Annotated in this window: 12 protein-coding genes; 6 read left to right on the top strand and 6 right to left on the bottom strand. The window is 74.8% G+C overall.

The window, feature by feature from the left end; translation table 11 throughout:
• The first annotated feature begins 60 nt into the window (after positions 1 to 60).
• Both ACFWDO_RS12325 and rfbA read left to right on the top strand, forming a co-directional pair.
• Complete coding sequence (locus ACFWDO_RS12325; protein ID WP_380317810.1) at positions 61 to 825, top strand: TIGR03089 family protein; 765 nt, start codon at positions 61 to 63, stop codon at positions 823 to 825.
• Between the two features lie 54 nt (positions 826 to 879).
• Positions 880 to 1743 (top strand): glucose-1-phosphate thymidylyltransferase RfbA, encoded by an 864-nt coding sequence (rfbA, locus tag ACFWDO_RS12320; protein WP_380317807.1) that lies wholly within the window; start codon positions 880 to 882, stop codon positions 1741 to 1743.
• 226 nt (positions 1744 to 1969) lie between these two features.
• On the opposite strand, the gene ACFWDO_RS12315 is transcribed toward rfbA, so the two are convergent.
• Together ACFWDO_RS12315 and rfbD are read right to left on the bottom strand one after the other, a co-directional pair.
• Positions 1970 to 2728: a class I SAM-dependent methyltransferase gene (locus ACFWDO_RS12315; RefSeq protein ID WP_380324530.1), complete on the bottom strand. Its 759-nt coding sequence runs from the start codon at positions 2726 to 2728 to the stop codon at positions 1970 to 1972.
• 35 nt (positions 2729 to 2763) lie between these two features.
• The gene (gene rfbD / locus ACFWDO_RS12310) at positions 2764 to 3636 is read right to left on the bottom strand and encodes a dTDP-4-dehydrorhamnose reductase (protein ID WP_380324533.1); all 873 of its coding nucleotides are present in this window, start codon (positions 3634 to 3636) and stop codon (positions 2764 to 2766) included.
• Between the two features lie 132 nt (positions 3637 to 3768).
• Between rfbD and ACFWDO_RS12305 the strand changes: the two genes are divergently transcribed.
• Positions 3769 to 4386, top strand: coding sequence for a dTDP-4-dehydrorhamnose 3,5-epimerase family protein (locus ACFWDO_RS12305; RefSeq protein ID WP_380324527.1), 618 nt, complete (start codon positions 3769 to 3771; stop codon positions 4384 to 4386).
• A gap of 73 nt (positions 4387 to 4459) precedes the next feature.
• Here the strand turns inward: ACFWDO_RS12305 and ACFWDO_RS12300 are convergent, their stop codons facing one another.
• From ACFWDO_RS12300 to ACFWDO_RS12285, 4 genes are read right to left on the bottom strand one after another with little or no spacing between them, the layout of a single operon-like run.
• Positions 4460 to 5401, bottom strand: a complete 942-nt coding sequence (locus ACFWDO_RS12300; protein ID WP_380324522.1) for a lysylphosphatidylglycerol synthase domain-containing protein — start codon at positions 5399 to 5401, stop codon at positions 4460 to 4462.
• Positions 5398 to 6552: a glycosyltransferase gene (locus tag ACFWDO_RS12295; protein WP_380324519.1), complete on the bottom strand. Its 1155-nt coding sequence runs from the start codon at positions 6550 to 6552 to the stop codon at positions 5398 to 5400. Before ACFWDO_RS12295 ends, ACFWDO_RS12300 begins: the two co-directional genes overlap by 4 nt.
• Positions 6549 to 7616 carry a glycosyltransferase family 2 protein gene (locus ACFWDO_RS12290; RefSeq protein WP_380324516.1) on the bottom strand — a complete coding sequence of 356 codons (1068 nt, stop codon included), beginning with the start codon at positions 7614 to 7616 and terminating at the stop codon, positions 6549 to 6551. The genes ACFWDO_RS12295 and ACFWDO_RS12290 overlap by 4 nt, the downstream gene beginning before the upstream one ends.
• Complete coding sequence (locus tag ACFWDO_RS12285) at positions 7613 to 9292, bottom strand: DUF2142 domain-containing protein (protein ID WP_380324513.1); 1680 nt, start codon at positions 9290 to 9292, stop codon at positions 7613 to 7615. Before ACFWDO_RS12285 ends, ACFWDO_RS12290 begins: the two co-directional genes overlap by 4 nt.
• A 129-nt stretch (positions 9293 to 9421) precedes the next feature.
• On the opposite strand from ACFWDO_RS12285, the gene rfbB reads away from it, so the two are divergent.
• From rfbB to ACFWDO_RS12270, 3 genes are all read left to right on the top strand, one after another.
• Positions 9422 to 10417, top strand: coding sequence for a dTDP-glucose 4,6-dehydratase (rfbB, locus tag ACFWDO_RS12280; RefSeq protein ID WP_380324510.1), 996 nt, complete (start codon positions 9422 to 9424; stop codon positions 10415 to 10417).
• A 114-nt stretch (positions 10418 to 10531) separates the two neighbouring features.
• A complete protein-coding gene (locus ACFWDO_RS12275; protein WP_380324507.1) occupies positions 10532 to 11872 on the top strand; it encodes an LCP family protein in 1341 nt (446 codons plus the stop codon).
• Between the two features lie 13 nt (positions 11873 to 11885).
• A complete protein-coding gene (locus ACFWDO_RS12270) occupies positions 11886 to 13268 on the top strand; it encodes an LCP family protein (protein ID WP_380324504.1) in 1383 nt (460 codons plus the stop codon).
• Positions 13269 to 13324: the final 56 nt, after the last annotated feature.

Below are 13324 nucleotides of genomic sequence, written 5' to 3'. Positions count from 1 at the left end.
ACCGCCCATTCACATGCGCGCGGGGCGCCGACCCTCCGGGCCCCTCGTAGGCTGACCTGCGTGAACCCGCTCCCCGCCGCGCACCGGACCCCGTCGACGATCTCGCAGATGCTCGATCGTGTCCTGTCGGAGCCGGGACGCCCGCGGCTCACCTGGTACGGCGACGGCGGCGAACGCGTGGAGCTCTCCGGAGCCGTCCTGCAGAACTGGGTGAACAAGACCGTCAACCTTCTCGTCGAGGAGTTCGACGTCGCACCGGGGACGGTCGTGGTCCTCGACGTCCCCGCGCACTGGCGCGGGGTGCTCTGGGCGCTCGCGGCGTGGCGGTGCGGCGCGACGGTGCGCCTCGCCGACGCCCCGGCCGCGGGCGGGGACGTCGTCGTGACGTCGCGGCCCGACGCCTGGTCCACCGTCCTGTCCGGTCCCGGCGCGGCCGACCTCGTGGCGGTCGCCCTTCCCGCGCTGGCCCGCTCCTTCGACGGCGACCTCCCCGCGGGCGCGATCGACGCCGCGGGAGCGGTCATGACCTACGGCGACGTCATCGGCTGGGCGCCCGAGACCGACCCCGCCACCATCGCGCTCGAGGCGACCGGCACCGACCCGGTCGCGTTCGCCGACCTGCTGGGCGCGCCGCGCCCGTCCGCGGAGCGCGTCCTCGTCGACGGCGCGCTCCCCCTCGCGGACCTGCTGCGCGGCCTGCTCGCGACCTGGGCCGCCGACGGCTCCGTGGTGCTCGCGTCCGCGGCCACCGCGGCGGAGCTCGCGGCAGACCCCGCGCGCCTCGCCCGCCTGCGCGAGACGGAGCGGGTCACCGCCGACCTCTGAGGCGCCGCAGGTTCACCCGGCCGGGACGGCCCGGGTGCAGCACAATGAACTGCCATGCGCGGCATCATCCTGGCCGGGGGCAGCGGCACTCGCCTGCACCCCATCACGCTCGGCGTGAGCAAGCAGCTCGTGCCCGTCTACGACAAGCCGATGATCTACTACCCGCTGTCGACGCTGATCCTCGCGGGCATCCGGGACGTCCTGGTCATCACCACCCCGCACGACGCGCCGCAGTTCCACCGACTCCTCGGCGACGGCTCCGAGTTCGGCGTCTCGATCGAGTACGCCGTCCAGGCCGAGCCGAACGGCCTCGCGCAGGCGTTCGTGCTCGGGGCGGAGTTCGTCGGGCAGGACGAGGTCGCCCTCGTGCTCGGCGACAACATCTTCTACGGCCCCGGGCTGGGCCGGAGGCTCACCCGCTTCCACGGCCTGGTCGGGGGCGCCGTCTTCGCCTACCGGGTCGCCGACCCGACGGCGTACGGCGTCGTCGAGTTCGACGGTGAGGGCCGCGCCCTCTCCCTGGAGGAGAAGCCCGCGCACCCCCGGTCCAGCTACGCCGTCCCCGGCCTGTACTTCTACGACAATGACGTCGTCGAGATCGCCAAGAACCTGGAGCCGTCCGCGCGCGGCGAGTACGAGATCACCGACGTCAACAAGGAGTACCTGCGCCGCGGCACCCTCCAGGTCGAAGTGCTGCCCCGCGGCACCGCCTGGCTCGACACGGGCACCTTCGACTCGCTCCTCGAGGCGTCCGACTACGTCCGCACGGTCGAGCGACGGCAGGGCCTCAAGATCGGCTCGCCCGAGGAGGTGGCCTGGCGCCGCGGGTTCCTCACCGACGACGAGCTGCGCGTCCGGGCGGAGAAGCTCGTGAAGTCCGGCTACGGCTCCTACCTGCTCGGCCTCCTCGACTCCTGATCTGCTCCCCCTCCCGCCGCGCGCTCGACGAGCGCCACGCACGAGGCGGGCGGGGCGGGGTGTCGTGTCCCGAGGCTGGTCGGGCCTGGCGGGAGCACCCGAGGGACGAGAGCGCGGATGGCGCGCCTCGGGGCACGACACCCCGCCCCGACCGCCTGCCCCGTCCAGCCTCGCGACGCGACATCCCCACCACCCGGCCCTTCGGTCGGGATCGAGCCGGGCCCGGTCAGCCGCGCGGTGCCCTCCCCCAAGCGACGAGACCTGTGCCCGTGCGCGGGAACGCGCGCTGCACGACGCGGAACGGCCAGGTCGCAGCACTCACCAGGGCGCCCTGCGTCCCTGTCGTCGGCTGGAAGAGCCGGCCGCTGCGCGCGGTGCGGTCGGCGGTGCTGCCCTCCTCGCGCAGCCCGGGGCGGCGGCGGGCGAGCTGGTTGCGCGCCGCCTCCAGCGCGTAGCCGAGGGGGACGCCGTACAGGCGCAGGCCGACGTCGACGAGACCCGCGTCGCGCAGAAGCGCCACGAGGACGGCCGGGTCGTAGCGGCGGAAGTGGCCGACGGCCTCGTCCATGGGCCCGAACCGGCGCTGCCACGCGGGGGTGGAGAGCAGGAGCATGCCGCCGGGGCGCAGCCGCGCGGCCCATTCGCGCAGGGCGGCCGCGTCGTCGTCGATGTGCTCGATGACCTCGAAGGCGCAGACGAGGTCGAAGCGCTCGGCGGCGGGCAGGGCCTCGAGGGGCCCGTGCACGACGGTGCCGGGGACGCCGGCGTCGACGAGCCGCTGCTCGGCCACGCGGGCGCTGTCTGCGTCGAGCTCGACCCCGGTGTACGCGGCGGCGCGTGCGGCGAGGCGGACGCCGACGGCGCCCTGGCCGCACCCGACCTCGAGCACGCGGCCCGCGGCGCCCGGCAGCAGCGGTTCCACGACGTCCCACCGCAGGCTGCCGTACAGCGTGAGCGGGGGCGGGGTGGTGGCGACGGGTGGCACGGGCGCTCCTTCGGCCGGACGACGGTGGCTGCGGGTCAGCCTGCCAGCACGTCGGCCGCGGCGGCGTCCCACCGCGCGGCCCAGTCGCCGATCGGCTCGACCCCGACGGCCCGCAGGGCGTCGTGACCGAGCACCGACCAGGCCGGCCGAGGAGCGGGACGCACGAACGCGGCCGACGTCGTGGGCTCCAACGGCGTGCTCAGCCCCGCAGACGCCAGGATCCGGCCCGTGAACCCGAACCACGACGTCTGCCCCGACGCCGTGCCGTGATACGTCCCCGCCGGGGCGCCCGCCTCCACCAGACGGACGATCAGGTCGGCCAGGTCACGCGTCCACGTCGGCTGACCGACCTGGTCGTCGACCACCGTGAGCTCGTCGCGCTCGGCGGCGAGGCGCGCCATCGTCCTCGGGAAGCACGCGCCGTGCGCGCCGTAGAGCCAGGCGGTCCGGACGATCAGGTGGTCGGGGGCTTCCGCCCGGACGGCCCACTCCCCCGCGGCCTTGGTCCGCCCGTACGCCGACACCGGCCTCATCGGGGCGTCCTCCGCGTACGGCTGGCTGGCCGCACCGTCGAACACGTAGTCCGTGGACACCTGCACCAGCCGCGCCCCCGCCGCGTGCGCCGCCCTCGCCAGGTGCGCCGCACCGACCGCGTTCACCCCGAACGCGTCCGCCTCGTGCGACTCGGCGTCGTCCACCGCCGTCCACGCCGCGCAGTTCACCACCACGTCCACGTCACGCACGGCGGCCGCCACCGCGGCCGCGTCCGTGACGTCGAGCTCCGCGCGGCCGGCGGCGCGGACGGGGACGCCCGCTCCACGCAGGACGGCCAGCAGGTCATGAGCGAGCATCCCGCCCGCCCCCACCACGAGCCAACGGGGCGCGGCGGCCCCGGCGGGTTCGTCCACGCGGGCGGCGTGGGAGGCGACATCGCGGACGGCATCGGAGGCGACGGTGCTCACGCCTGCGATCCTAGGCGTGAGCGGGCCGGCCCGGTCCGCTCACGCTCACCGACTCTGCCCATCCTTGGAGGAGCACCAGTGCAGTTCCGCGAGCTGGCCGTGCCCGGCGCCTACGAGATCACCCCCACCCAGCACGGCGACCCCCGCGGCGTCTTCCTCGAATGGTTCAAAGCCGGCCCCTTCACCGACACCCTCGGCCACTCCCTCGACCTGCAACAGGCCAACGCCTCCGTCTCCGCCGCCGGCGTCCTGCGCGGCATCCACTTCGCCGACGTCCCGCCCGGCCAAGCCAAGTACGTCACCTGCGCCACCGGCGCCGTCCTCGACGTCGTCGTCGACCTCCGCGTCGGGTCGCCGACGTTCGGGCGCTGGGACTCCGTCCTGCTCGACGACGTCCACCGCCGCGCCATCTACCTCGGCGAAGGCCTCGGCCACGCCTTCATGTCCCTGCAGGACAACTCCACCGTCCTCTACCTGTGCTCCACCGGCTACAACCCCGCCCACGAGCACGGCATCCACCCCCTGGACCCCGACATCGGCATCGCCTGGCCCACCACCGCCCCCGACGGCACCCCCCTCACACCGCAGCTGTCCGACAAGGACACCACCGCCCCCACCCTCACCCAGGCCAAGGCCCAAGGCCTGCTACCCACCCACCAGGCCGTCCAGGACCACCTCGCGACGCTCCGCGCCTGATCCCGCCCGCCTGACGAAGTAGCCCGGGCCTGCCGAGGTAGTGGTCTGGGCCACTACCTCGGCAGGATCCCCACTACCTCGGCCGGGCGAGGGCGCCGGCGCCCGCGAGCGCCAGGTCGGCGAGCGTCACCAGCACGCGGCTGACGAGCACCAGCAGCAGCACCTCGGCGTGCGGCAGCGCCCCGGCGAGGACGGCGAGCAGCACCAGCTCGCGCGCGCCCGCGCCGGCGGGCACCACGACGACGAGGAACCCGACCACCCAGGCGAGGGCGTAGCCGCCGACGGCGAGCGCGACGCCGCGGGCGTCGGCGGGCATGCCGAGGCCGACGGCCAGTACCCAGACCTGCGTGCCCGCGAGCAGCCACCCGGCCACGGACCACAGGGTCGCGGCGCCCAGGCCGCGCCAGCCCAGGGGCCGCTCCAGCGGGGGCCGGCGGGCGACGCGCAGCGCCCACGCGACGAGCCGGTTGAGCACGGGCGGCAGGAGGACGACGGCGACGGCGGGCAGCAGCCACAGGACGGGGCCCGCGGACCCGAGCGCCCCGGTGGCGACGAACGGCAGCGCCACGACCCCCACGACCGCGCCGGAGACGACGCCCACCAGCGTGGCGACCGCCGTCGTCGTGACCGAGGTGCGGCGCGCGATGCCGTGCCCGACGCCGAGCTCGGCCGCGGCGACCACGTTCCAGACCCCGCCGGGGACGTACTTGCCGAGCTGGCTGAGGCCGAAGACGCGCAGCGCGACGCGGAACCCGGCGGGCGCGCCGAGGTCGGCGAGGACGACCCGCCACGACACGAAGGTGCACAGCACGAACGCGACGGACAGCACGAGGGCGACGGCGAGGCGCTGCCAGGACAGCTCCGCGGCGGCCCGGGCGAGGTCGTCGCGGGCGGCGACGACGGCGTAGACGGCGAGCCCGATCGCGAGGACCAGGAAGCCCCACCGCACCCAGGGTGAGCGCAGCACGGTGAGCGCCCGCGCGAGCACCCCCGTCCCTCCGGTCCCGCCCGTCACGGCCGCACCCCGCGCGCGCCGAGCAGCTCGACCAGGGGGTCGACGACGGCGGCGGGGCGGACGAGGCCGCGCCCGGTGGCGGCGCGGGCGCGGGCGGCGGCGAGCGCGGCGGGGTCGCGCAGGGCGAGGAGCCGCTCGGCGAGGGCGGCGGGGTCGGCCGGCGCGACGAGCTCGAGGTGGTCGCCCAGCAGCCGGCGCTGCGGCTCCGTGTCCGACGTGACGACCACGCACCCGGCGGCCAGCCCCTGGAAGACCTTGTTCGGCACCACGCGCAGCCCCTTGGGGGTCGCGGAGAAGATCCCGAGGCAGACGTCGTGGGCGGCGACCAGCGCGGGCAGGTCGGCGGGCTCCACCCAGTTGCGCCAGGTGACACCCGGCACCCCGTGCAGCCGGTCACGGACGGCGGGCAGGTCCTGCCCGGAGCCGACGAGGGTCACCTTCAGCGGCCGCCCGTCGCCGGCGGCCGCGCGGGGCAGCGCGTCGGCGAGGGCGTCGGCGAGCACGGCGGTGCCCTGCAGCGGCGTGAACAGGCCGAAGAAGACCAGGCGCAGCGGCCGCTCGTCGTCCGCCCCGCCGGCGCCGCTGTCCGGACCGTCGGGCGCGGCGTCGAACCACTCCTGCGGCGCGCCGACCGGCACCACGAGGCCGCGCCGGGCGCGCGACGGCACGAGGTCGGCGAGCATGCGCGCGTGCTCGGGCGTGTCGAGCAGGACGACGTCGGCGCGCGTCACGGCGAGCCGGTCCAGCCCGCGCAGCAGCGTGACGCGGGCGCCGCGGGCGCCCCGGTCCGTGGCGGTGTCGCCGGCGAAGACGAGGTGGTCGAGCAGGATCGGCGTGCGGCGGCCGAACACCAGGCGCGCCAGCACGACGTCGAAGTGGCCCAGGTAGCCCACGAGCACGGCGTCGGGGCGACCGTGCGCCCGGCGGTGCGCCGCGGCGTCGCCCACGAGCAGGAGCCAGCACCGCAGCAGACGCACCAGGAGGACGGGGAGCCGCCACGGCTGGCGCAGCATCCGCACGCGCTGGGCGGTGCTGAGGCCGAGCGGCCGGTCGAGCTCGTGCACGGCGTACCCGTGCGCCCGCAGCCCCGCCACCAGGACGCCGACGCGCGGGTGCCGGGCCGCGTCGTACGTGCCGAACGCGACGATCACGCGCGCGCGTCCTCGTCGTCGGGCACGGGCTCGGGCACGTCGTCCGGAAGGGCGTCGGGCTCGACGTCGGGCACGACCTCGTGCACGACGTCGGCGACGGACGCGGGTCCGGCCGCGCGGCTCCCGCGGCCGTACTGGAGCACCTTGATCCGCTCGAGCGTCTCCTCGGCCAGGGCGCGATTGGTGCGCAGCAGGTCGGCGATGACCAGCAGCGCCAGGCACAGCAGCGCCCCGACGAGCATCGCCCCCGCGAAGACGAGGGACTGCACGTGGCCGCCCGCGTCGCCCTGCGCGAGGTAGACGAGGAACCGCACGGCGGGCACGGCCGCGGCCACGAAGAACAGCGCGGCCAGCGTGAGGAAGACCAGGTGCGGGCGGAACATGATCCAGGAGCGCAGGATCGCGCGGCCCGAGCGGCCCATGTGCTGCCAGATGCTGGAGAACAGCCGCGACTCGCGGGTCTTCGCGTTGGTCGTGATCGGCAGGCTCGCGATCCGCAGGCGCTTGTTGCCCGCCTGGATGATCGTCTCCATGGTGTAGCTGAACTCGGTGACCACGTTGAGCCGCAGCAGCGCGCCCCGCGAGTACGCCCGGAACCCGCTCGCGGCGTCCGGCAGCGACGCGCCCGCCGCCGCGCTGACCACGCGGCTGCCGACGCGCTGCATCAGCTTCTTGAACGGGGAGAAGTGCGCGATGGTCGCCGTCTGCCGGTCCGCCACGACGATGTCGGCCTCGCCGGCGACGATCGGCGCCACCAGGTCGCCGATGCGCTCCGACGGGTACTGGTTGTCGCCGTCCGTGTTCACCACGACGTCGGCCCCGTGGGCGAGTGCGTAGTCGACGCCGTCGCGGAACGACCGTGCCAGCCCCATCGTGCTGGTGTGGCGCAGCACGTGGTGGACGCCGAGCCGGCGGGCCACCTCGGCCGTGCCGTCGGTGGAGCCGTCGTCGACGACGAGGATCTCGACGCTGTCGAACCCGGCGACCTCACGCGGCACGGTCGCGAGCACGAGCGGGAGGGTCCCGGCCTCGTCGAGGCACGGGATCTGGACGAAGAGCTTCATCGCGCATCCTTCGGGGCACCGGGGGCCGACGGCGGCGTGCTGCCGGTGGCCGAGCCGGTCGGGAGAGACGCCGCGAGTCTACGGGCCCAGTCGACGGCGACGGCCAGCCCCGCCACGAGGGCCAGCACGCAGGCCGAACCGGTCACCAGGAGGGCGGGCTCCGCGAGCGGGCTCCACGCGAGCCAGCGCTCGACGGCGTCGCCGAACGTCTCCCCCGGGCCCCGGTAGAACGCGCCGAACCCCCAGACGAGGCCGGCGACGGCCGCGGCCAGCGCGAGGGCCGCGACCACCGGCAGCGCGAGCGCGAGGCGCCGGTCCCGACGCCCCACCAGCTGCCAGACGGCGACGGCGAACAGCGCCGCGAGCGCCGCGATGCCGCCGAACACGTACCGCCCCTGGACGGCGACGAGCCCGCCCGTGTCCGCGTGCGCGGACCAGCTGTTGTACGCCACCCCGAACGCCAGCCCGGCGGGCAGGAGCGCGAGGGCCAGCGACGCGCGTCGTGCGCCGGGCAGCACCACGGCGGCGAGCACGACGGCGACGAGCGCCACCGAGCCGAGGACCACCCACGTGCCGTCGAGCCGCACCTCCAGCCACGACAGGTTCCCGAAGAACGCCTGTGGGAGCTTCTCCACGATGAGGCGGGGCACGTCCTCGTCCGCGACCTGTGCGACGGTGGCCGGGTCGCGGGGCAGGCCCACGGGCTGCACCGCGCCGAGGGTGATCACGTTGCGCACCCACCACCACCCGCCGACGACCAGCGCGACGACCCCGGCGACCACGAGGCGCGCGAGCCGCGCCGGCCAGCGCCTCCCGCGCGCGAGGAGATAGGCGACCCCGACGGTCGGCAGCACGAACGCGGCCATCACCTTGGTCAGCAGGCCGAGCCCGACGACGACCCCGATCGCGACGGCGACCCGCCACCGCAGGTCGCCGGTGACCACGCGGGCCGCCAGGTACGTCGCGGCCGCGCACGTGAGCACCACGAGGGCGTCGTTGTTCACCGCGCCCATGATGTGCCCCAGCTGCGGCAGGAACAGGGGGAACGTCGCCGCGACCAGGCCCGCGGACGGCGAGCCGGTGATCCGGCGGGCGGCGCCCGCGGCGAGCGGCACGGACAGGGCCAGCAGCGCGACGTCGAGCAGCCGCAGGGCGAGCATCTGCAGGTCCCAGCGCCCCTCCGTCAGGCCGGTGACCCGCAGCCAGCCGGCGCCGAGCGCGTAGTAGAGCGGGGGGTGCTGCGTCATCTGGTCGACGGTCGTGCCGGACGACGCGTCGCCGCGCGCGTTCGTCGCGTCCAGCCGGAGGCGCTCGTCGCGCGGCACGGGCTCGAGGTCGACGAACTGCCGCACGTCGGACCGGTGCACCCACCGGCCGGGCGGGTCCGACGGGTAGCCGGACTCGTGGACGGCGTCGACGACCCCCGGGGCGAGGTAGGCGTCGCCGGGGGCCGGCCATCCCCCGCCGTACGCGATCCGGAGCACGCTGTTGAGGTGGTTCTGCTCGTCCGGCGCCTGGAACGGCGGGGTCACGACGGCCCACAGCGCGGCCCACGCCGCCACGGCCAGGGTGATCACGACGACCGCGCGCCGGTAGCCGCGCGGGCCCGGGCGCAGGGCGCTCGTGAGGGGTGGCGATGCGGGCTCCGGGCGTACCTGCCGCGTGGTGTCCGTCACGACCACAGTGTCCCAGAGGCGCACCGCGCCGGCGCCGCGGGCGGCACTGGACGGACGGCACGGGTGAGCGGCGGAGTTCGCCCTCCGCTCCCCTCCCCGCGCCGGCGGGCCGTCGGTAGGGTGCCGCCCATGCGTGTTCTCGTGACGGGCGGTGCCGGGTTCATCGGGGCGAACTTCGTGCAGCAGACGGTGCGTGAGCGGCCAGACGCCGTGGTGACGGTGCTGGACGCGTTGACGTATGCCGGGGACCGGTCGTCGCTGGCGCCGGTCGCGGACCGGATCAGGTTCGTCGAGGGCTCGGTCACGGACGCCGACCTGGTCGACGACCTGGTGGCGGACGCGGACGTGGTGGTGCACTTCGCCGCGGAGTCGCACAACGACAACTCCTTGGCCGACCCGTCGCCGTTCGTGCAGACCAACCTGGTGGGCACGTTCACGCTGCTGGAGGCGGTGCGCCGTCACGGGGTGCGGTACCACCACATCTCCACTGACGAGGTGTACGGGGACCTGGCGCTGGACGACCCGGCGAAGTTCACCCCGGCCACGCCGTACAACCCGTCCAGCCCGTACTCGGCGTCGAAGGCGGGATCGGACCTGCTGGTGCGCGCGTGGGTGCGCTCGTTCGGGGTGGCCGCGACGATCTCGAACTGCTCGAACAACTACGGCCCGTACCAGCACGTGGAGAAGTTCATCCCGCGGCAGGTCACCAACCTCATCGACGGGGTGCGGCCTCGCGTGTACGGGGCGGGGGCGAACGTGCGCGACTGGATCCACGTGGCCGACCACAACGCGGCGGTGTGGGCGATCGTCGACCGCGGCCGCATCGGGGAGACGTACCTCATCGGCGCGGACGGCGAGACGTCCAACCTGCAGGTGGTCCGCACCCTGAACGAGCTGTTCGGGCGCGACGCGGACGACTTCGACCACGTGACCGACCGGGCGGGGCACGACCTGCGGTACGCCATCGACGCCACGAAGCTGCGCACCGAGCTCGGCTGGACCCCGCGGTTCACCGACTTCCGCTCGGGCCTGGCCGCGACCGTCGACTGGTACCGCGAGCACGAGGAATGGTGGCGCCCGGCGAAGGCCGCCGTCGAGGCGAAGTACGCCCGGACCGGCCAGTGACGGGGCCGCTGACGGGCGCGAGGAGAGATCGGTGACCGACCCACACATTTCCTCTACCGTCCCGGTCCTCGGGCACCGCAGCGGCGCAACAGCGACCCTCTATGCTCGCTTCCCGTGAGCCGCACCGCCCCCCGACACGTCGCCTCGGGCCCTGACTCCGTCAAGGGGCCCTCGCACGCGCGCGCCCTGCGTCAGCACACGCTCGCGCGCACTCTCGGGATGGGTCTGACCGCCGTCCTGGCGTTCGTCGCCGTCGGCGGTGCGACCGCGGCGGTCCGGCTCACGAACAACATCACCTCCGTCGACGCCGACAAGCTCCTCGGCGACGACCGCCCGGAGAAGGTCCTGCCGAAGGACCCCAACGCGGACATGCCGCTGAACATCGTGCTGATGGGCTCGGACAGCCGCGGCGGCGACAACGCCGACATCGTCGGCGACGGCACGATGGGCGCCCGCTCGGACACGACGATGATCATGCACATCTCGTCCGACCGGTCCCGCGTGGAGATGCTGTCGATCCCCCGCGACACCACGATCGACGTGCCCTCGTGCCCGACGTCGTCCGGCGGCGAGACGTCGCCGCAGTACGGCGTGAAGTTCAACGCGGCCTTCGCCCAGGGCGTCAACGCGGGCGGTGACGTGGAGTCGGGCGCGCTGTGCGCGCAGAAGACGATCGAGACGATCACCGACGTCCAGATGGACGGCTTCGTCGTCGTCGACTTCGCCGGCTTCGAGAAGATGATCGACGCCCTCGGCGGCGTGAAGCTGTGCATCCCGAACGACATCGACGCCCCCAAGGCGGACCACCTGGTGCTGTCCGCCGGGATGCAGGAGCTCGACGGCGACACCGCGCTGAAGTACGCCCGTGCCCGCACCGGGCAGGGCCTCGGCGACGGCTCCGACCTGGGCCGCATCGGCCGCCAGCAGGAGCTCGTGGCCGCCCTCGCCCGCGAAGTGATGAGTGCCGGCACGCTCGCCGACCCGGCCAAGACCCTGAAGTTCCTCGGCGCGGTGACCGGGTCGATGACGATGAGCAGCAACTTCGCGTCCATCCAGGGACTCGCCGGGCTCGCGTACAGCGCCCGCAACGTGCGCCCTGCGACCATCTCGTTCATGACCGCCCCGTACATGTACGACCCGAACAACGCGGCGAACGTCGTCCTGACGGACGAGGCGGACGAGGTCTGGTCCAACCTCAAGCACGACAAGCCCCTCAACGACGCCATCCAGGCCGACAAGAAGAAGAAGGCGGGCAAGAAGGACGCGGGCGCGGAGGACGCCGACGCGACCCCGGTGTCGAACGACGACGCGGGCGCGACCGACGAGGCCACCGCAGGCGGCGACGCCAAGGACGGCAGCGACGCCACGAGCAGCGAGGAGCCCGACCCGAAGCGGACGCGCGAGGCAGGCAAGGAGGCGTTCACGGGCGCCGACGTGACCTCGGTGTGCGGCTGAGCCTGGGGACACGATGAGCAACGACGACCAGCGCATCCCGCCGAGCTTCACGCCGTCCGGCGGCCGTTCCGACCGCCCGGCCGGCTCCGGCGACGCCATCCCCGTGGGCGGGGCCTCGGCCCGTCCCCCGGCGCCGCCGACAGGGGGCCGCGTGGGCCGGCGCGACGACGCCGCCCCCGTGGAGCCGCGGGTGCGCCGCCAGTCCTCCCGGGAGATCCCGACCACGCCGCCCGAGCGCCGCGGGGCCGCGGCGCCCAAGCCCCAGTCGTTCGCGCCGCGCGGCTCGCGGTCCTCGGCGCCGGCGTCCCGCGCGCCCCAGGCGCGGCAGGGCTCCGGGACCCGGGTCATGCCCGCACAGGCACGCACCGCGCAGTCCGCGCGGCGCGGCACCCCGCCGCCGGCCGGCCCCAGTGGCGCCGCTGCGGCGACCGCGGGCGGCGGCTTCCGCGTCCGCAAGGGCCGGGTCGCCGGCCTGGTCCTCATCCTCCTGCTGGTGCTCCTGCTCGCGTGGCCGATCGGCCTGATCTTCTGGGCGAACGGGAAGATCCAGCACGTCGACGCACTGTCCGGCGCGGCGGGGACGCCCGGCACCACCTACCTGCTGGCGGGGTCGGACGAGCGCGGCACCGGCACGGTGCCCGAGGACGGGACGTCGGGCGCACGCACCGACACGATCATGGTGCTGCACAAGCCGCGCAGCGGCCCTGCGGCCCTCATCTCGATCCCCCGCGACACGTACACGGAGATCCCGGGGCACAAGGCGAACAAGATCAACGCCGCGTACGCCTTCGGCGGCGCGCCCCTGCTCGTCGAGACCGTGGAGGGCCTCACCGGCCTGACGGTCGACCACTACGCGGAGGTCGGGTTCGGCAGCGTCGAGGAGATCGTCGACGCCGTCGGCGGCGTCGAGCTCTGCTACCCGAAGGACGTGGACGACAAGCGCAGCGAGCTGCACTGGGAGGCCGGCTGCCACCAGGCCGACGGCGAGACCGCGCTCGCGTTCTCGCGCATGCGCTACTCGGACCCCAAGGGCGACATCGGCCGCGCCGAGCGGCAGCAGCAGGTCATCGCCGCCGTCGCCGCGAAGGTCGTCAAGCCGAGCGTCCTGCTCAACCCGGTCGACCAGGTCAAGCTGGTCAACGCCGGCACCGACGCCCTCACCGTGGACGAGAAGACCGGCATCGTCGACCTCGGCCGCCTGGGCCTCGCCTTCAAGGCCGCGACCGGCCCTGAGGGCGTCACCGGCACCCCGCCGATCGCAGACCCCGGCTACGACCCGGGCACCGGCGTGGGGTCCACCGTGCTGCTCGACCCCGACAAGACCGACAAGTTCTGGGCCGACGTCCGCGACGGCGACCTCGAGCCGGGCAGCACCGTCGGCGGCATGCCGGGCTGAGCCCGCGCACCGCTCCGCGAGGTAGTCCCGATCCTGCCGAGGTAGTGGTCCAGGCC

Source organism: Isoptericola sp. NPDC060185, from assembly GCF_042728595.1.
GTDB lineage: Bacteria > Actinomycetota > Actinomycetes > Actinomycetales > Cellulomonadaceae > Isoptericola.
This window is presented reverse-complemented; position numbering and strand designations above follow the sequence as displayed.

Bases quoted from the DNA above. Each gene is read 5' to 3' on its own strand.
- rfbA (WP_380317807.1), top strand. From the start codon at position 880: ATGCGCGGCATCATCCTGGCCGGGGGCAGCGGCACTCGCCTGCACCCC.
- ACFWDO_RS12290 (WP_380324516.1), bottom strand. From the start codon at position 7,616: ATGAAGCTCTTCGTCCAGATCCCGTGCCTCGACGAGGCCGGGACCCTC.
- rfbB (WP_380324510.1), top strand. From the start codon at position 9,422: ATGCGTGTTCTCGTGACGGGCGGTGCCGGGTTCATCGGGGCGAACTTC.
- ACFWDO_RS12270 (WP_380324504.1), top strand. From the start codon at position 11,886: ATGAGCAACGACGACCAGCGCATCCCGCCGAGCTTCACGCCGTCCGGC.